We start from the raw sequence: 18,665 nt of genomic DNA on the forward strand, positions 1-18,665 counted from the left end.
ATGGCTGGCAATGCGAAGGATTTTTTATTGGAGATTGGGGTCGAGGAAATGCCCGCACGGTTTTTGGATCCCGCCCTGGCCGAGTTGAAAGAACTGGCGGAGGGGGCTCTTCAGGAGCATCGTTTGGGCTTCAAAGAAGTGAAAACTTACGGTACGCCGCGGCGGCTGGCCCTGTTCGTGGAAGGGCTGGCGGAAATCCAGGAGCCGCTTGAAAAAGAGATAAAAGGACCTGCCGCGAAAGCAGCCTTTCACCCGGACGGTTCTCCGACTAAGGCTGCGGCCGGCTTTGCGAAAAGCCAGGGAGTATCCGTTTCAGACCTGGTTAATAAAACTGTCGGAAAAGTTGAATATGTGTTTGCCGTCAAGCGGGAGGCCGGGCGGCAGGCTTTGGCGGTGCTGGCCGAGGTGGCGCCCGCATTGGTTGCCGGGCTTCATTTCCCCAAGCCGATGCGCTGGGGTGAACTGGAAATCCGTTTTGCCAGGCCAATCCGGTGGATCGTTTCGCTGCTTGGTGATGAGGTGGTGGAATTTGAATTCGCCGGATGTCAATCGGGGCGGACTACCGCCGGGCACCGTTTTTTATGCCGGGAACCGATAGAACTGGAAAACGCGGCTCAATATTTTGGAAAAATGCGCAATGCTTACGTGCTGGTTGATCAACTGGAGCGGAAGGAGGACATCCGGCGCCAGGTAAGGGAACTGGCCGCGTCGGCGGGAGGAACTATAGAGGAAGACGAGGAGCTGCTCAATGAGGTAAATAACCTGGTAGAATACCCGACCGCCTTAGCCGGGGAGTTTAGTGCGGAATATTTAAAGCTGCCCAAAGAGGTGCTTGTTACCTTGATGCGGGAACACCAGCGCTATTTTCCGGTCGCCGCGGCTGACGGCAGCCTGCTGCCCAAGTTTATCGCCGTGCGGAACGGGGGAGCGAATCATTTGGATATCGTCAGGGCTGGCAACGAGAAAGTTTTACGCGCCCGCCTGGCTGACGCGGACTTTTTCTTCCGGGAGGACTTGAGATCACCGCTGGTTGAAAAAGTGCCGGCTTTGGAGAAAATTGTATTCCAGGAAAGTCTGGGCAGTGTCTATGACAAGGTCGTCCGGATCAGCGCCAACGCTGAGTACCTGGCCGGCGCGCTGGGTGTAGGTGAGCAGGATGGCAAGCGCGTCTTGCGGGCAGCCTACCTGGCCAAGGCCGATTTGGTGACAAACATGGTTTACGAGTTTCCCGAGTTGCAGGGGATTATGGGCCGGGAATACGCCGAGCGCTCCGGGGAAGAGCAGGGCGTGGCAGCTGCCGTCTTTGAGCATTACCTGCCCCGCTTCGCGGGTGACGATTTGCCCCGCTCCATACCCGGCAAAATTTTAAGCATCGCGGACAAGATAGATAATATCGTGGGGTGCTTCGCCATAGGCATTCAGCCCAGCGGGTCGCAAGATCCGTATGCTTTGCGCCGTCAGGCGTTGGGCATCAGTCATATTCTTCTGGCGGGGGGGATAGACCTTTCGCTGAAACAATTAATCGCGAGCGCCTATCAGTGCTACGAGGGTAAAGTTCAGCTTAAGCTGAGCCTGGAGAAAGTGACCGAAGAGGTAACCGAATTCTTTGGACAGCGGCTTAGAGGCATCCTGGAGGAGCGGGGTTTCGCGTACGACACGGTCGAGGCGGTTCTTGCCTCCGGTTATGATAATTTCAGCGACGTGGCGCTCAGGGTGGAGGCTTTGACGGAGCTGCGTCCCGACCCGGCTTTCAACAATTTGCTGACGGCTTTCGTCCGTGCGAACAACCTGTCCAAAAAAGCCGGGACGGATCAAGTGGTCCGGTCACTTTTAGCGGATCCTGCAGAGATTGAGTTTTACAATCGCCTGTGCAGCGTGCGTGATCAGGCGGGAGAGTACCTTGCTTCCGGAGATTACCGTTCATTACTGGCGGCCATCGCCACCTTGCAGGAGCCGGTGGACAAGTTTTTTAACGCGGTGATGGTGATGGTGGATGACGAGCAAGTGCGCGAAAATCGCCTGGCTTTGCTTAAAAGTCTTGCGTCGCAAGTAAAGCAGGTGGCTGACTTAAGCAGGATAGTAGTGGAATCAAAATAATTCATAGGATAAATACTTGCAAAGCCAAGGAGTGCGACAGGAAGGTTCTCTAATGTCGCACTCTTTTTCTTATATGGTAAGGGGCAATACCAAAATTCCTCCCCTGCTGAAATAAACAAAACGCTAGCTGAACTAAGAAACAGCTTGAGAATGAAAAAGAAACAAAATTTAGCATTAAAAGTCTAGCGTAACGTTTGACTGTACGCTATGTTGGTTATATAGTAAGTATATTAAAGAAGATAAAAAAATTCTGAGGTGATTCCATTGGGGAGTTATTGAAATATAAAATTGGAAAAATCGCCGAGTTGGCAGGGGTTAGTAAAAGGACAGTTGATTATTACACAAATTTGGGCCTGTTAGAGCCTGTAAGATCAGAAAGGAACTATAGGTATTATTCTGAAGAATCCTTGATTAGGCTTAAATTAATTGAAGGTTTGAAAGAGAAAAGGTTAACATTGGAGGAGATTAAGGAGCGTTTGAGTCTCCTGGATGGCAATTTGGGGGAAGCAAGGAAAGGGAACAAAGGCAGGCCAAATGATATTGATTCCATAATAGAGCAAGTCAAACAGTTTGAAAACCAACTTACCCAGCTGCAGCCTGCCGTGGTATCCAGCCTGGGGCCGGAGCAAGCTGCTGTGTTGACTAAACAAATGTTTCTGCAAAGTATTATGATAGTCAATTCTTTATTGATGTATATTAATGATTTAATGCCCTAGATAAACCTCCTTTTTTGTATAAATGCAATTTGAAAGGAATGTGCTAGATAGCATAGTATCTTACGGCAGGCCCGGCTTCGGCGGCTTTATCGGCGGCATGGTGATGGGCCTGCTGGGCGCAGCAATGCTGGCCGAATTTTAGTAATTTAAAAACTATTAGAGGTGGAGGTCTAAATGAACACCATAAAAGTATGGTTATTGATGGGTACGCTTTCTGTTCTGCTTGTGTTAATGGGCAATGCCATTTGCGGCCGCTCCGGAGCAATGCTGTTTTTCCTGATAGCAATGGGGATGAATTTCTTCGGCTACTTTTACAGCGATAAAATTGCCATAAAAATGACCCGCTCATATCCGGTTTCTGAGGCAGAGGCTCCTGATCTTTATGATATAGTAAAGAAACTATCGCAGCGGGCAGGCATTCCTATGCCAAAGCTTTATGTAACGCCATCCCACCAGCCCAACGCCTTTGCCACAGGCCGCAATCCCTCCCATGCGGCGGTAGCCGTTACGGAAGGCATCATGCATCTATTAAACCGTTCCGAGCTTGAAGGCGTGTTGGCTCATGAGCTTGCCCATATCAAAAACAGAGACGTCCTGGTAGGCACCATAGCCGCAGCCCTGGCCGGGGCCATAACCATGATGGCCAATATGCTGCAATGGGCTGCTATATTTGGCATGGGCGGAAGCAACGACGAAGACGAGGGTGGCGGTAGTATGGCAGGTGGCCTGATCATGGCCATCATCGCTCCCTTAGCAGCCACGATTATTCAGTTGGCCATCTCCCGTTCCAGGGAATACATGGCCGATGCAACCGGCGCCAGTATAGCCGGATCACCCGCCGGCCTGGCGAATGCGCTTCTAAAATTAGAGTCAGGAGCACACCGCATACCAATGCAGGTTAATCCCGCCGCTTCACACCTTTTTATCGTGAATCCGTTTTCAGGTGCTTCTCTGATGAAGCTTTTCAGCACGCACCCGCCCATTCAGGAAAGGGTAGAGAGGCTCCGGAGAATAAGTCTGTAAGTAATAAGAATAATTTATCTGTAACTACAATATAAATTAATCAGTTATTGATTAATTTATAAGGGAGTGGTTTCTTTTTTATGGACCCAGCGGACCCTAGCAGGTTAAAGAATGGTGTTTTATCTAATCTAGGTCTGTTTATCGTTAAAGGTTCGGTTGCGTTATCTTGCGGCAGTGCGGCAATATATGCTTCTACCCTGTATTCCTTAAGCAACACTTTAAATGACGTTTTTTCCCTGCTTGGACTAAAAATGGCCTCCCGTCCGGCGGATGCCGAACATCCTTTTGGATACGGCAAAGAGTTATATTTTTGGTCATTCATTGCCGCGGTGTTTATGCTGGGTTTTGCCAGTATGGGCGCTGTCGGCAGGGGTCTTAAACAAATTAAAGAACAGTATGTGATAACTTCAGACATTTTACCGGTTTTAGCCCTGGCAATAGCTTTTCTCTATGAGTGTTTTCTTCTCAAATCAGCACTTGCCCGCAGTGTGCCTAAAGAGGTTCAAGATAGTGATTACATACTGAAAAACTATATCCGTTTGTTTAAAAGAAATACCAACCCCACCAATCAGATAATGGTCCTGCAAAGCACTGCAGCAGTAATCGGAACCGGGGTGTCTCTCAGTGCAACGCTTATTGCCAGTTGGACAGGCAGCTATCTGTTTGACGGACTTGCTTCAATCTGTGTGGGACTTCTGTGCGGCAGTATGGCCTTGATACTTGCTTTCCAGTTAAAAGAGCTGATCATTGGCTGCTCAGCCTGTCCGGATACTGTACGGTTAATTAATAATCTGGCTATGCAGGTGCCCGGTGTGACAGATGTCCCTAAAATAAAAACCATGTTTATAGGATCTCATTCATTGTTGGTTAACATGGAGATCAAGGTAAAAAGCGGCCTTGATATAGAATCTATAGAGGATATTAATGACGAAATAGAAAAAATTATTAAAATTAATCTGGGTAGTGTCAGACACATTAATATTGAAACATTCGCAGACGATATGGTTCAGGATTGGAAAAGAAAAACCGATTTTTATTTTAAATCAAAAACTGTAAGTGAGGTTATGTAATTAAAGAACCTGCTTCTTTTGGAGCAGGTTCTTTCCCATGACGAAAGGCGGTGCCACTCCTTGCATTCTACGGGCTATAAAGCCTTATGGATTGCCTTATTTGCCAACCTGTCTGTTTTTTTAACAAAAGCTATTGCTGCCTGGGTCGGTAATAGTGCGGCCATGTTTTCTGAAGCTCTCCACTCGCTGTCGGACCTGGTTAACAGCATCTTCCTGCTCGTCGGCATGAAGCTGGCATCACGGCCGGCGGACATGGAGCACCCCTTCGGTTATGGTAAAGAAGTATACTTTTGGTCGTTTATTGCTTCAGTATTTATGTTTGGTGTCACCAGTATGGGTTCTATAACCAGAGGCTACCACCAGATAATTGACCCTCACCCCATTGAGGCTGTAGAACTCCTGGTCATCGCTTTATCCCTTGCTGCATTATTTGAAATGTACGCTGTCAGGGCGGCCATGAGTGCAGTTTTAAATGACGTCGGTGTACAAGCAAGAGGGTTCAAAGCCATAGCGGCTTCTTTTAAAAATATCAACAATGTGGCCAACCCGGCAGTGAAGTTTGTTTTTTATGAAGACTTTGCGGCTTTGGTTGGAGTAGTCATAGCATTGATTGCAGTAGCCATAAGCAAGGTTACAAATAACATAGTTTACGACGGTGCCGCCTCAATTATAATCGGAATCATATTGGGTGTAATGGGCGTCATGCTGGCCTATGAGAACAGGGATATGATTATCGGCAGGGCGGCTCACCCCAATATAGTAAGGAGAATCGGCGACATTGCCATGAGAGTTCCAGGCGTTACTGATGTCCAAGAGATAAAAACAATGTATATTGGAGCCCATTCCCTGCTGGTTAACATGACCATAGAGACCAAGCCCAAGCTTAGCATTGAATATGCTGATGATATAGTTGCAGAGGTGGAAAAAAGGATTGTCAAAAGACTTAATATTGTAAAGGAAATCAATATAGAAGTTGTCGCTGACGACAAAATTTCCGACTGGCAGAAAAAAAGAACAGAACTGAATGAGCTGGATAAACATTAGTTTTATTTTTTCCGCCGGGGTGTTATTTTTCTGATAAAGAAAGGTTGAACTGTTTCCTGCGGTAGTATAATATATGAGTCAGTTAGTTTATCAACATTTTATGCTCTCAAGGGGCGATTGTTTTGGAACTATCCAGGCGGCAAAATGCTATTTTAGAGATCGTTAAAAGCATGGGGCCGATAACCGGCGAGCAGATTGCTGAAAAGCTTTCTCTGACGAGGGCGACTCTGCGGCCGGATTTGGCTATCTTGACCATGTCAGGACTGCTTGAGGCGCGTCCCAGAGTCGGGTATTTTCATAGCGGCAAGTTTCCGCACCAGATTGTGGCCAAAAAGATCCACAGCATACTTGTTGCCGATATTAAGTCGGTTCCTATTGTTGTGTCGGAAAAATGCTCTGTTTATGACGCGGTGGTCACCATGTTCATTAAAGATGTCGGTACTCTCTTTGTGGTTAAAGAAGGCGGGCTGTTGGAAGGGGTTATTTCCCGCAAAGACTTGCTCAAAACAACTCTTGGCGGCCAGGATATTCAGAAACTGCCGGTTGGAGTGGTTATGACCCGGATGCCCAACGTGCTGTTCACCCACTCCGAAGAGTCAGTATGGTCGGCAGCCTGGAAGTTAATCACTCATGAAGTTGACGCTTTGCCGGTCGTGCGCAAGGTTGCTCAGCCGGACGGGAGCGACGGGTTTGAAGTAGTCGGACGTTTAAGCAAGACTAACATTACAAGGCTTTTTGTGGAATTGGGAGAAGGAAATTAAGGAGGAGTTCACTATTTCTGCCAAGAATGATCTAAAGCTTGTCATATATGCCATATCCGACTCAGTAGGTGATACCGCCGAACTGGTGGCGCGGGCCGCCGCCAGTCAATTCAATCAGGACGCAGTGGAAATCCGCCTGGTGCCCTATGTTAACGATCCCGGCGAGATACCGGAGATCGTCGAGGAGGCCGGTGCCTTCAACAGTTTGATTGCTTATACTTTGGTTCTTCCGGAGCTGCGTGATCTTCTCGTCAGGGAAGCGGCAAAACAAGGCATCCCCACATTGGATATCATGACCCCGATGATTGACGCCATATCCGCCATTGTTCATCATCCACCGAAGCTTGAACCGGGATTGATTCGTAAAACGGATGAAGAATACTACCGCAAGGTTGAAGCTATTGAATTCGCTGTTAAATGTGACGATGGAAAGGACGCGCGGGGTATCACCAGGGCCGACCTGGTGGTGATCGGGGTTTCCCGCACGTCAAAGTCACCTCTTTGCATGTACCTGGCCCAAAAGCAGATTATGGCCGCAAACTTGCCCCTGGTTCCTGAAGTATCACCGCCGGAAGAAATTTTCCGGTTGCCTTCCCACAGATTGTTCGGGTTGAGTATCCAGCCCCAGCAATTAAACGAAATACGGCGGGAGCGCTTGAAAACTCTCGGTATTACTTCCAATGCCGACTATATTAGTATGGAGCGTATTCATAGAGAGTTGGAATATGCTGAGAATATTATGAAAAAGACCGGCTGCACGGTTATAGACGTCACCAATAAAGCAGTGGAGGAAACTGCCAGCAAGGTGATGGAAATATACTTTCGCGGGGAAAGAGTAGAAGAGTACAAGTAACCAGAGAGCTATTGGCGTGATTTAATCGCCCTGGACATGATTAATACGGCGATTACTGAAAAGGCCGGTATAAACATTGAGAAGTAAGCCGGTGGAAGGAGATTTATTATCAGCCTTTCCCCGTAAATCATTTCACCGGCAACCCAGGCGATAATAATACCGCCGACATAGGTAATCCAGCTGAACCTGGACATCAGGCCAGCCAGTACCTGGCTGCCGGTCATTAGCAGCGGCATGCTGAACAGCAGGCCGAGAAGCAGCAGGAACAGGTTTCCGTGTGACGCTCCGGCCACGCCCAGGATATTATCCAAAGACATAATCATATCGGCCAGCACGATTGTCTTAATGGCTCTGAACAAGTTCCTTTGGGGTGAGACTACCGTGCAGTCGACGTCTTTTTCCACCAGGAGTTTCACGGCGATCCAGATTAACATCAGACCGCCGAACAACTGCAGCAAAGGGATCTGCACCAGACTGACGGCGGCTATACAGGTGAAAAATACCCTCAGTAAAATGGCGGCTGCCGCGCCCAGGATTACGGCCTTCTTCCTGCTGCGGATGTCCAGGTTCCTGGTAGCCATACCGATAACCACGGCATTATCCCCACTCAAAATAAGATCGATCACAATTATCTGCAGCAGTGAAATCATGAGTGTGAAGTCGCCGAATAGCTCCATGGTAATCTTACCCCCGGCCTAAAATGATCTATATACAACATAATCATATCGAATAAATTATATTCCAAAATTTTTACATTCTTGTTTAATTCCCAAATATCATGGGAATTTTATATTTATGGGAAATAATATTGATTCTAATTTGCGTGACAATTTTATTATGTATTGTTTGGAATCTTTTTTGCGTGATAGAATAATATCGCATTAAGGGATGATTACGCCAGTGAAGGAAAAATATAATGAAAGGGGAGAGGAATGGAACAATTTTTGTATCTTCGACGCATTAAATGATACAAGAAACATGGAGTAAGCCGTTTTAGTGGTCATCGCCGAAGGTGTGCGCTTCCAGGCCACTGGAAAAAAAGAAGCCCACAAGACAATTTATCGGGACAAGCAACAGATCGCCTGCCGGTCAGCCGGCATGCCGGAGTTCAAACTCCCGGCGGCAAGGAAGCAGTGCGCCGGAATCATGGAGAAGGAGATTTGTTATGTATGATAATAAGGCGGTAACTCAATGGGTTGAAGAAATGGCCAGGCTCACCAAGCCGGACAAAATTGTCTGGCTTGACGGGTCTGACGAAGAAAGAATCAGACTGACCGAAGAAGCTGTCAGCACTGGGGAGATAAAGTATCTGAATCAAGAAAAATATCCTGGTTGTTTATTTCACAGGACAGAAAAAAATGACGTTGCCAGAGTGGAACACCTTACTTTCATCTGTTCCAGAAAAAAAGAAGACGCCGGGCCGACAAACAATTGGATGGCGCCGGAAGAGGCATATGAAAAGGCGGCAAAGATATTCGACGGTTCCATGCGGGGAAGAACGATGTATGTTATTCCCTATATTATGGGCCCGCCCGGTTCGCCGTTCAGTAAGGTTGGGATCGAATTAACCGACAGTATTTATGTGGTCTTAAATATGAGAATTATGACCACGATGGGTCAAGCGGCAATAGAGCAGCTTGGTGATTCCGCCGGTTTCGTCAAAGGCCTTCACTCAAAAGCCGATCTGAATCCCGAAAGGCGTTACATTATGCACTTTCCTGAAGATAACACCATTTGGAGCGTGGGTTCCGGATACGGCGGCAACGTCCTGTTGGGAAAAAAGTGCTTTTCTCTGCGCATAGCCAGCAATATGGCGCGGCACGAAGGTTGGCTGGCCGAACATATGCTGATCCTGGGTGTGGAAAATCCCCAGGGTAAAGTGTCCTATGTCGCCGCAGCCTTTCCCAGCGCGTGCGGAAAAACCAACCTGGCGATGCTTGTCCCCCCGCCGGCTTTAAAAGGTTATAAAACCTGGACGGTAGGCGACGACATCGCGTGGATGCGGATTGGCGAAGACGGCCGTCTGTGGGCTATGAACCCAGAAACGGGTTTTTTCGGTGTTGTACCCGGGACAAGTTCAAAAACCAACCCGAACGCGCTGATCGCAGCATCGAAAAACACCATTTACACCAACGTGCTTGAAGGGCCGGATGGTACCATTTGGTGGGAAGGACTGGATCAGGACCCGCCGGCGCACGGTATTGACTGGAAAGGAGATCCCTGGACACCGGATAGTGGCACAAACGGCGCCCACCCGAACTCCCGTTTTACTGCTCCGGCCGGTCAGTGCCCTTCAATCTCACCAGAATGGCGAAATCCCAAAGGCGTACCCATTTCGGCATTGATCTTCGGCGGACGACGGGCGAAAGTTGCTCCCTTGGTTTACCAGTCCTATAACTGGCAGCACGGAGTGTTCGTGGGCGCCACCATCGCTTCGGAAACTACCGCGGCCGATACCGGAGAAGTCGGCATCGTGCGCCGGGACCCCATGGCCATGCTGCCTTTCTGCGGCTATCACATGGGCGACTACTGGCGCCACTGGCTGGAAATGGGTAAAAAGATCTCCAACCCGCCAAAGATTTTCCATGTTAACTGGTTCCGCACCAACGAGCAGGGTAAATTCCTCTGGCCTGGTTTTGGTGAAAACTTACGGGTTTTGAACTGGATCATCTCCCGCTGTGCAGGCGGAGGTGGAGCTGTCGAGACTCCCATAGGCTATATTCCGGCAGTGGATGCTCTTAACTTGGAGGGGTTGGACTTGCCTGCCGGGACAATTGAATCCCTGTTAAGTGTTAACCGAGAGGTTTGGGAAAAAGAGTTAAATGAACAGTTACCCTTTTTTAAGAAAATTGGAGATAAGCTGCCGAAGGAAATAATGGATGAACACAAAGCGGTTTTGGACAGATTAAATAAATGAGTCTAATATTACTTGGCATGTTCTTTTGCTTATTATTAAAGGAGAGGCAAGCTTGCTAAAAAGTATAATTCAGGAGGGAAAGCTGTGAGTAACAAATACGTTTATCTTTTTGAGGAAGGAAATGCGGAAATGAAAATGCTGCTTGGCGGCAAAGGCGCCAATATGGCCGAAATGACCAATATCGGGCTGCCCGTGCCGCCGGGTTTGATTGTTACAACCGAAGCATGCAGAGATTTTACCGCCCTGGGGCAGAAATTTCCCGCCGGTTTGGAAGATGAGGTAAAAGAAAAAATAAAACTGCTTGAAGACAAGTTGGGTAAAAGGTTTGGTGATGAAAACAACCCGCTTTTAGTGTCGGTTCGTTCCGGGGCTCCCGTCTCCATGCCGGGCATGATGGACACCGTGCTGAACCTGGGATTGAATGACCGCACGGTGGAAGTCCTCGCCAAAGCCACCAACAACGAACGGTTCGCCATGGATTGCTACCGCCGCTTTATCACCATGTTCGGCGACGTGGTGATGGGCGTGGAGCACCATAAGTTTGAAAGCATCCTTGAGGCGCAGAAGAAAAAATCTGATGTGCGTTTTGATCACGAGCTTACGGCGGCAGACTTGCGGGAAGTAATTGTTGATTATAAAAAACTGATTCAGCAGGAAGCCGGGCGCTCATTCCCGCAGGAGCCGGTCGAGCAGCTTTTTATGTCTGTTTTCGCGGTATTTAATTCTTGGAATAATGACCGGGCCATTGTTTACCGGAAGCTGAACAAGATCCCCGACGATTTCGGCACCGCCGTAAACATCCAGGCGATGGTTTTCGGCAATATGGGCGATGACTGCGGCACCGGCGTGGCTTTTACCCGCAATCCGTCCACCGGGGAGAAGAAGCTCTACGGTGAATACCTGATCAACGCGCAGGGTGAGGACGTGGTGGCCGGCATCCGCACTCCCCAGCCGATTGCCGCGCTGGAAAAAGATATGCCGGAAATATACCGGCAGTTTGCCGATACCTGCAAGCTGCTGGAAAAACATTACCGGAACTTGCAGGATATTGAGTTCACAGTTGAACGCGGCAAACTGTGGATTCTGCAGACCCGGAACGGCAAGCGCACTGCGCCGGCGGCAATAAAAGTCGCCGTGGATATGGTTGAAGAAGGGCTGATTACAAAGGAAGACGCGGTGTTGCGCGTGGAGGCCGGTCAACTCGACCAGTTGCTGCACCGCCGTATTGATCCGGGCGCCAAATTGGATGTGGTGACCAAGGGATTGCCGGCTTCTCCCGGCGCGGCATCAGGCGAGGTGGTTTTTGACGCGGAACTGGCCGAAGAACTGGCAAAGACGGGTAAAAAGCTGCTATTGGTGCGCACCGAGACAACTCCCGATGACATTCATGGAATCGTAGCTTCACAAGGGGTGCTGACTTCCAGGGGCGGCATGACCAGCCACGCCGCCGTGGTTGCCCGGGGGATGGGCAAGCCCTGCGTCTGCGGCTGCGAAGCAATGCGGATCGATTATGGCAATAAGCTGTTCACTATTGGTGATTTAAAAATAAAAGAGGGCGATATCGTATCGATCGACGGTTCTAACGGCAATGTTATGCTGGGTGAAGTGCCGATGATTGACCCGGAGCTTTCTCAGGAATTCCAAAAGATATTGGAATGGGCGGACGAAATTCGCACGCTTGGTGTAAGGGCGAACGCGGACACACCGGAAGACGCCGCCAAATCGCGCGAATTCGGGGCGGCCGGGATCGGTTTGTGCCGTACCGAGCACATGTTCATGGCGCAAGACCGCCTGCCGATCGTCCAGGAAATGATTCTCGCCTCCAACCTGGAAGAGCGGCAGGTTGCGCTGGCCAAGCTGCTGCCGATGCAGCAGGGCGATTTTTACGGGATCTTGAAAGCGATGGACGGTTTTCCGGTAACCATCCGCTTCCTTGACCCCCCGCTGCACGAGTTCCTGCCTAACGCTGAGGAACTGGTGGTGGAAATAACCACCCTGCGGCTGACTAACGGCGATAAACGTGAAATTGACAAGAAAGAAGAACTGCTGCGCAAAGTGCGGGCGCTCTCCGAGCAAAACCCGATGCTGGGGCACCGGGGCTGCCGTCTAGGCATCACCTTCCCGGAAGTTTACGCGATGCAGGCCAGGGCAGTGCTGCAGGCTGCCGCGCAATTGATCAAGGAAGGGTACAATCCTGTTCCGGAAATTGAAATACCCCTCGTTATCGATGTGAAAGAACTGGCTTACCTGCGGGAACTTGTTATTAATGTCGGTGAGGAAGTTATGAAAGAGACAGGAGTGAAAATTCATTACACAATCGGCACTATGATTGAGGTGCCCAGGGCGGCGCTGCTGGCCGACGAAGTGGCCGCACAGGCGGAGTTCTTCTCATTTGGCACTAATGACCTGACCCAGACCACTTTAGGGTTTTCCAGAGACGACGCGGAAGGGAAATTTATCCCCGCCTATCTGGAGAAGAAAATCTTTACCGACAGCCCGTTTGTTGTGCTTGACCGCTTTGGTGTGGGCAAACTGATGAAGATGGCGGTCGAATTAGGGCGTACCACTAAACCTGATTTGCTGATCGGTATCTGCGGCGAGCATGGTGGCGAGCCTAGTTCAATCGAGTTCTGTCATCTCGCCGGGCTGAATTTCGTGAGCTGCTCACCGTTCCGGGTACCCATAGCCAGGCTGGCGGCGGCCCAGGCCAAGGTTAACAATATGCCCGGCGCGAAGAGGGATTTCGGCACGCTCTAATATGCCCGAAGGCCGTCGAAGACGTTAATTAAGGTCGAGCGGGTTTGCTTGTATTTGAAATGCGAAGGGAGACTTTAAATGGTCTCCCTTCGCATCAACGTGCTATTTCTTGTTCTCTTTACCATTCTCTTTGGGTTTTGGGCCGACAACAATAACTCTGTCTTCGGACGCGTAGTAGTCGCTTGAGATCTGCGTTCTGGACTTAACCTGGTTATCAACAATTGATTCGCGGTACACCCATGCTTGATATCCTGCTTTGCCGGGATTTTTTATTCTGATTTCACCTTCCGAAAGCGTATTATCCTCGTATGTGATAATATTTGGACTGATTGCATCATAGTCTGAGGTGATCCTGACCGAGTGCCCGTCTTTATTTTCGGCGCCAAAAATACGGATCGTCAATTTCCCGTATTCAACCATGCTGGAGATATAAACCGGTGTGTCCCGCTCATTGATAAATTTTAAGTCCAGGTAATCTCCGGCTATGGTGGCGTCGCGGCCAACCGGAACATAAGCTACCGGACTAGGGTGCGAATAACGCTCTATAACTGTCAAATCTGCAAGCAGCGCCGCGTTGTACAGAGTGGTGGCAACCTGGCACACCCCTCCCCCATAGTCCAGAGAAAGCTGGTTGTCAATAAATGCTGGGGCTTTTAAATACCCTGTTTCCGCCAGGCGGGGACCTAGGCGCCGGTTTAATGAGAACACGTCTCCCGGTTTTAGCAAGGTGCCGTTTACCGCAGTGCTGGCCAGGGCGATATTATGAGTCCTGTTCCAGGCGCTGTCATCGAAGTTGGTCACGTATTCGGCCAGTAACGTGTTGATTTCTTCCAGCGTGGCGGAAGTTATCCCCGGTTCCAGGACGCGGCCCGCCGCCTCAGCGGATAAACTTCCCCCGGCCAGCGCCAGACGGGCCTGTTCCATAGTTTTATCGAAATCAAGGTGGTACCCTTTTTTTTCGGTAATAATTACAATTTGATCATTCAACAGCTTGATTTCCGCGTCCTTAGGCGGCGTATCCCATGCCTTTTGGATACACCTAATCCTGTCAGCCAGTTTTTCACCGGAAAAAGTAATTCTAACCCGCATGTCAACCGGCGCAACCCTGAGACGCAGATTGGACATCAACTGGTTAAGCAGATTGCCCTTTTTGCCGTACGCAAACGCTTCCCCCGCGGTAGCCAAGTAATCATAACTACCGTCGATATCGGATAGAATAATTGAACAGCTTTTTCCTTCGTTACTGATTACAAACGTGCTGTCCAAGGGACGCGGCAATGCGCTTTCCAGTTTTGCCGCGGCTTCCGCGGGATTTAAACCGCCAACTTGCACGCCTTTGACAGCAACGCCCTGTTGGATTGATTCCGAGTACCTGTTATCCAGGATTGCAGCAGCTCCGACAACGCTCGCGCCGGATTGAAACATAATAATCAGTGACAGGAGAAAAGCTTTTTTAAAAAGCGGCATTTTTTTCTCCAGCGGTTAATCGCGGATATTCAAGGTGAGCTGAATATAGCGATCGGCAGCCTTGGCGCGTTCAATCATTTCACTGGTGATTGTATCGCCTTCCTCGGCCACAACCTCACCGTTGTCGGCAACGATTTTCATGGTTGCTTTTTTGCCGATGAGATATTTCCGCTGTTGTTCTTCAAAGTGTTCCAAAGCGTCTACCGGCTGTTTGTCGCTTTTCTCAAAATTTGGCAATTCCTGCGTTGCAGCGGGAATTGCGTCACTTTCCTGTATATCCGCAACCAGCATGTTTTCTATATTTTCTTCAACCACTAGAAAATCGCGGCCAAAAGTAAGGATGGATTTTCTGGGGATTATCCCGGCTGGTTTTTCACCGCGCACAAGAGTTAACTGGCACCCCATGATTACTGCGTTATTCTCATCGATAATAAAATCATCGATGGTGCCCACCAACCGGCCTTTTTTACTAAGAACCTGAGTCCCGGGCAGACGAAGGTTTTTTTCAAGCAGAGCTATAACTTCGGGTGAATCCGCCACCGCTGACAGAGCAGAACGGCTGCCAATAGTCAGCCCAAACTCGCCAATGCCTTGCACCGCTTCAAAGGGCATTGTTTTCAAACCCAGATACCATGCCGCGTCTTCGACTAACAGATAGCTTACTTTTCCGAGTTCCGGGTTTAAAACCAGGTGCTTAACTATACCTATTTGTTTGCCTTCTTCGATACTTAAAACCGGTAGCCCAAATACTTGCCGACTGTTTTTCAAACTATCCCGCCTCCATAGTTAAATTTGCTAATTTTACAGACGTTTCAATGTTTGCCTTCATTTTTATTAAATTGGGTACCTTCGAATAAGGAGCGTTGGACATTTTCGCCATCCTGAGAAGTCCGACTAGCGTATCTAAATATATGATCTGCTTCTTTAGCTTTTGCTTTAAAGAAAAATCTGGAATTAAGCCTTCCTGCCCTAAAACTGATTCGATAATCATTTTAGCTTGAAAATACTGGCCCAATTCCTGGTAAACCGCGGCTATCTCCATAGCCAGAGCGATTGACAATTGCTGCCCTTGATATAAGCGGAAGGCTTTGAAAAAATAGTCCGCTGCGGCGTCCATGTCGCCTCTGGCTTTAGCTTGAAAACCTGCTGATATATAATCATTAACCATGCCGTCGTTTATTGGCACGGCCGAGTCTTCTAATCCCATATCCGCGTTGTTCTCCTGATCCGGGTTTTCCTCCGGGGAGGCGGCAAGCTGCCCGGTATAATCCGGTTCATCTTCAGGAGTAACATCCGGTCCGGCAGACTGGGTGTCCGGTTCGGACATAGTATCCGGTGCGGCGGGCGGGAGATCGAATTCAGGCAAAATATCCGGTGCTGCGCGCGGGAGGTCAATATCGCGCGTAATATCCACAGGAAGGTCCGGCTGCGCCGTTAAGGCAACCGGTGGGTGCGACGCATCTTCAGCAACCGGCTGGGCAAATTCAACAGGAGGATATAATTCCGGCGAATCACCGCCGGATTCGAGTTGATTGTTCCCGGCAACGTCTCCGGGTTCAGATGCAACATCCGGGGCGGCAAGCGGGAGGTCAGATTCTGAGGCCGCACCTTTAACCGGGACGGTATTGGCTTTCAGGAAGAATCTGTTCTCAAAATAACTTAATACAGTTGCGGAAAATACGGTTAATCCTAAATAAATTCCCAATACCTTGCCTGTAGTAAGATTTGATAAGGCAGCGGGGAAAATTGCCCCCAGAGTTAAGGAAATTGCCACTGTACCATAAATGGTTCGGGTGCTAAGCAGGGGTATGCTTTTTCTTAATAAAAGAAATATTACTAATAAGACCAGGCTCGTGAGTAGTAGTATAATAAGGTATTCTTGCATGTTTTCACCTCAGACCTTCTGAAATAATTATCAAATTAATTAGACAATAAATCAAGTGCTAATTTTGTTTTTAACAGTAACTTTTTTTAAAAAATATATAGATAAAATTTCCTTTGTTATTAGGGAGGAGTTTACGGGTATCGACGGCGAATTATCATTTTTATTTTATTGAACTTATTTGCGGGGTGGTTACTTTACGGCAGATGAGATTGTTTGTGGCGGTTAATTTTACTGATGAAGCAAGAAAAAAATTAGGTTTTTTGATCAGGGAACTTCGGCATCTTCCCTCTGATCTAAAGTGGGTTGATGAGGCAAACCTGCATCTTACTATTCAGTTTCTCGGAAACGTCCCTGAAGATCAAGTTTCTGCCCTTGTTAACGTTATGCAACATTCCGTAAACGGAATTTATCCTTTTAGACTTGATCTGGGCGGGGTGGGAGTTTTTCCGTCGGCAGAACGGCCACGGGTGTTTTGGATGGGTATATCAGGAAATACCGCGATTTTGTTCCGTTTGCAGCGTCAGGTTCAAGAAGGGCTCAGTAAGATTGGATTTATGCCGGAGAAACGCCGGTTTTCTCCTCACCTTACCTTAGCCAGGGTCCGTTCCGTCGCCGGTTTCCCGGATGTGCTGAAAAGGGCGGAAATGCTTGCGGGAAAAAACGAAATAATATGTTCGGAAAAAATTTGTTCAATAGAATTGATGTTAAGTGAGCTAAGTCCAAAAGGACCTAATTATTACGTTTTGTCCAGGATTCAACTGCCAGGGTGAAAGGCAGTGGAGTCCCCCAACTAGCCCCTAGTTTTAGCGGAAGCTAAACGAGTCATTGTCTTGAAGTATTTTGAATTCTGACTCCTGAATACTTGGGTAGAGGTGGTGTCAAATGTTGGATATCCGTTTGCGTGCCGAAGAAATTGAACGCCGGGTATTAGCGCCCCACGCTTGTTTTAGCGGTGCAACCAAGGGAAGGCTTAAACCGGAGGCGGAATGTATCGTTCGCACCGCTTTTCAACGTGACCGGGACCGCATTATCCACTCAAAAAGTTTCCGTCGCCTTAAACATAAAACACAAGTTTTTACAATACCGGAAGGAGACCATTACCGGACAAGGCTTACTCATACTCTTGAAGTTGCCCAGATTGCCCGCACAATTGCCCGGGCGCTAAGATTAAACGAGGATTTGACCGAGGCAATCGCCCTGGGACATGATTTGGGGCATACTCCTTTTGGGCATGCCGGGGAGGAAGCTTTGAACGAGGTGTTTGAACCTGGCTTTAAGCACAACGAACAGAGTCTGAGGGTCGTCGATGTGCTGGAAGGAGGAGGAGGACTAAATCTCACTTTTGAGGTGCGGGACGGTATTCTGAACCACACCGGTCCGGTCAGACCGGCAACTTTGGAAGGTCAGATTGTGAAAATCGCGGACCGCGTTGCCTACATTAATCATGACATTGATGACGCTTTACGCGGCGGGGTCTTGACCAGAGAGCAGCTTCCCGTCGAATGCCTTACTGTTTTAGGCTATGAACACCGGGAGAGGATTAATAATATGGTGCTGGACTTAATTTATACAAACTGGGACAATGCGGAGGGAATTGTTATGAGTCCCGCTTTTCAGGTGGCGACTGACCGGTTGAGAGAGTTTCTCTTTGAATATGTATATATTGGCTCAGAGGCCAAGCGGGAGGAAGCAAAAGCGCGTCACGTCGTTAAGCGCTTATTCAGGCACTTCCAAGAAAATGAAGGGTTTTTACCAGGTGAATACCTCAAACGAACGGAATCCAACGACACCAGGCGGGCAATTTGTGATTATATTGCAGGTATGACGGACAGATATGCGATCAAAGTATATCAGAAATACTTTTTGCCTGTGCCATGGGTGGAATGATTAAAGTGATAACTGTAGCAAAATATGGTAATAATATTTGGAGTTGAACTACAACATATTGAAAAAATATCACAATACAGGCAGGGAAATCTTAAGTTATCACGAATATTTTTTACAATAACAATTTTTCATGGGTCAATAAAAGCTAGTGGGAAAAGCAGTAAATTTGTTGCTTAACAACATATTAC

Annotated in this window: 16 protein-coding genes; 12 read left to right on the top strand and 4 right to left on the bottom strand. The window is 48.5% G+C overall.

Going from position 1 to position 18,665, the window contains the following annotated elements:
• The 7 genes from glyS to L9W92_RS03195 all read left to right on the top strand — a co-directional run bounded on the left by glyS (position 1) and on the right by L9W92_RS03195 (position 7,564).
• On the top strand, positions 1–2,097 hold the full coding sequence (glyS, locus tag L9W92_RS03165) for a glycine--tRNA ligase subunit beta (RefSeq protein ID WP_240082296.1): 2,097 nt from the start codon (positions 1–3) through the stop codon (positions 2,095–2,097).
• A gap of 275 nt (positions 2,098–2,372) precedes the next feature.
• A complete protein-coding gene (locus tag L9W92_RS18775; protein ID WP_277444725.1) occupies positions 2,373–2,813 on the top strand; it encodes a MerR family transcriptional regulator in 441 nt (146 codons plus the stop codon).
• A gap of 174 nt (positions 2,814–2,987) precedes the next feature.
• On the top strand, positions 2,988–3,836 hold the full coding sequence (locus tag L9W92_RS03175; protein ID WP_240082297.1) for a zinc metalloprotease HtpX: 849 nt from the start codon (positions 2,988–2,990) through the stop codon (positions 3,834–3,836).
• A gap of 80 nt (positions 3,837–3,916) precedes the next feature.
• The gene (locus L9W92_RS03180) at positions 3,917–4,906 is read left to right on the top strand and encodes a cation diffusion facilitator family transporter (protein WP_240082298.1); all 990 of its coding nucleotides are present in this window, start codon (positions 3,917–3,919) and stop codon (positions 4,904–4,906) included.
• Between the two features lie 60 nt (positions 4,907–4,966).
• Positions 4,967–5,950: a cation diffusion facilitator family transporter gene (locus L9W92_RS03185; RefSeq protein ID WP_240082299.1), complete on the top strand. Its 984-nt coding sequence runs from the start codon at positions 4,967–4,969 to the stop codon at positions 5,948–5,950.
• Positions 5,951–6,072: 122 nt separating this feature from the next.
• Positions 6,073–6,711 (top strand): transcriptional regulator CcpN, encoded by a 639-nt coding sequence (gene ccpN / locus L9W92_RS03190; protein ID WP_282442282.1) that lies wholly within the window; start codon positions 6,073–6,075, stop codon positions 6,709–6,711.
• A complete protein-coding gene (locus L9W92_RS03195) occupies positions 6,707–7,564 on the top strand; it encodes a pyruvate, water dikinase regulatory protein (protein ID WP_376741776.1) in 858 nt (285 codons plus the stop codon). Before ccpN ends, L9W92_RS03195 begins: the two co-directional genes overlap by 5 nt.
• An 8-nt stretch (positions 7,565–7,572) precedes the next feature.
• Here L9W92_RS03195 and L9W92_RS03200 read toward each other — a convergent pair whose 3' ends face one another.
• The gene (locus tag L9W92_RS03200; RefSeq protein ID WP_240082301.1) at positions 7,573–8,241 is read right to left on the bottom strand and encodes a TerC family protein; all 669 of its coding nucleotides are present in this window, start codon (positions 8,239–8,241) and stop codon (positions 7,573–7,575) included.
• 319 nt (positions 8,242–8,560) lie between these two features.
• Between L9W92_RS03200 and L9W92_RS03205 the strand changes: the two genes are divergently transcribed.
• The 3 genes from L9W92_RS03205 (at position 8,561) to ppdK (ending at position 13,238) form a co-directional block, all read left to right on the top strand.
• Positions 8,561–8,737 carry a hypothetical protein gene (locus L9W92_RS03205; protein WP_240082302.1) on the top strand — a complete coding sequence of 59 codons (177 nt, stop codon included), beginning with the start codon at positions 8,561–8,563 and terminating at the stop codon, positions 8,735–8,737.
• On the top strand, positions 8,730–10,481 hold the full coding sequence (locus L9W92_RS03210; protein ID WP_240082303.1) for a phosphoenolpyruvate carboxykinase (GTP): 1,752 nt from the start codon (positions 8,730–8,732) through the stop codon (positions 10,479–10,481). Before L9W92_RS03205 ends, L9W92_RS03210 begins: the two co-directional genes overlap by 8 nt.
• A gap of 84 nt (positions 10,482–10,565) precedes the next feature.
• Positions 10,566–13,238 (top strand): pyruvate, phosphate dikinase, encoded by a 2,673-nt coding sequence (gene ppdK, locus L9W92_RS03215; RefSeq protein WP_286724866.1) that lies wholly within the window; start codon positions 10,566–10,568, stop codon positions 13,236–13,238.
• Between the two features lie 102 nt (positions 13,239–13,340).
• Here the strand turns inward: ppdK and L9W92_RS03220 are convergent, their stop codons facing one another.
• The 3 genes from L9W92_RS03220 to L9W92_RS03230 are packed head-to-tail and all read right to left on the bottom strand — an operon-like array spanning position 13,341 to position 16,410.
• Positions 13,341–14,705 (bottom strand): VanW family protein, encoded by a 1,365-nt coding sequence (locus tag L9W92_RS03220; RefSeq protein ID WP_240082304.1) that lies wholly within the window; start codon positions 14,703–14,705, stop codon positions 13,341–13,343.
• Positions 14,706–14,720: 15 nt separating this feature from the next.
• Entirely contained in the window at positions 14,721–15,473 is a 753-nt protein-coding gene (locus L9W92_RS03225; protein WP_240082305.1) for a PRC-barrel domain-containing protein, read from the bottom strand.
• 1 nt (position 15,474) lies between these two features.
• On the bottom strand, positions 15,475–16,410 hold the full coding sequence (locus tag L9W92_RS03230; RefSeq protein WP_240082306.1) for a hypothetical protein: 936 nt from the start codon (positions 16,408–16,410) through the stop codon (positions 15,475–15,477).
• Positions 16,411–16,793: 383 nt separating this feature from the next.
• Here L9W92_RS03230 and thpR point away from each other — a divergent pair, with 383 nt between their 5' ends.
• Positions 16,794–17,360, top strand: coding sequence for an RNA 2',3'-cyclic phosphodiesterase (gene thpR / locus L9W92_RS03235; protein WP_240082307.1), 567 nt, complete (start codon positions 16,794–16,796; stop codon positions 17,358–17,360).
• A 115-nt stretch (positions 17,361–17,475) separates the two neighbouring features.
• The gene (locus L9W92_RS03240) at positions 17,476–18,477 is read left to right on the top strand and encodes a deoxyguanosinetriphosphate triphosphohydrolase (RefSeq protein ID WP_376741777.1); all 1,002 of its coding nucleotides are present in this window, start codon (positions 17,476–17,478) and stop codon (positions 18,475–18,477) included.
• The last annotated feature ends 188 nt before the right edge of the window (positions 18,478–18,665 follow it).

It is taken from the genome of Pelotomaculum terephthalicicum JT, from assembly GCF_022410535.1.
Classification (GTDB): Bacteria; Bacillota; Desulfotomaculia; order Desulfotomaculales; family Pelotomaculaceae; genus Pelotomaculum_D; species Pelotomaculum_D terephthalicicum.

Bases quoted from the DNA above. Each gene is read 5' to 3' on its own strand.
- glyS (WP_240082296.1), top strand. From the start codon at position 1: ATGGCTGGCAATGCGAAGGATTTTTTATTGGAGATTGGGGTCGAGGAA.
- L9W92_RS03175 (WP_240082297.1), top strand. From the start codon at position 2,988: ATGAACACCATAAAAGTATGGTTATTGATGGGTACGCTTTCTGTTCTG.
- L9W92_RS03180 (WP_240082298.1), top strand. From the start codon at position 3,917: ATGGACCCAGCGGACCCTAGCAGGTTAAAGAATGGTGTTTTATCTAAT.
- L9W92_RS03200 (WP_240082301.1), bottom strand. From the start codon at position 8,241: ATGGAGCTATTCGGCGACTTCACACTCATGATTTCACTGCTGCAGATA.
- L9W92_RS03210 (WP_240082303.1), top strand. From the start codon at position 8,730: ATGTATGATAATAAGGCGGTAACTCAATGGGTTGAAGAAATGGCCAGG.
- L9W92_RS03220 (WP_240082304.1), bottom strand. From the start codon at position 14,705: ATGCCGCTTTTTAAAAAAGCTTTTCTCCTGTCACTGATTATTATGTTT.
- thpR (WP_240082307.1), top strand. From the start codon at position 16,794: ATGAGATTGTTTGTGGCGGTTAATTTTACTGATGAAGCAAGAAAAAAA.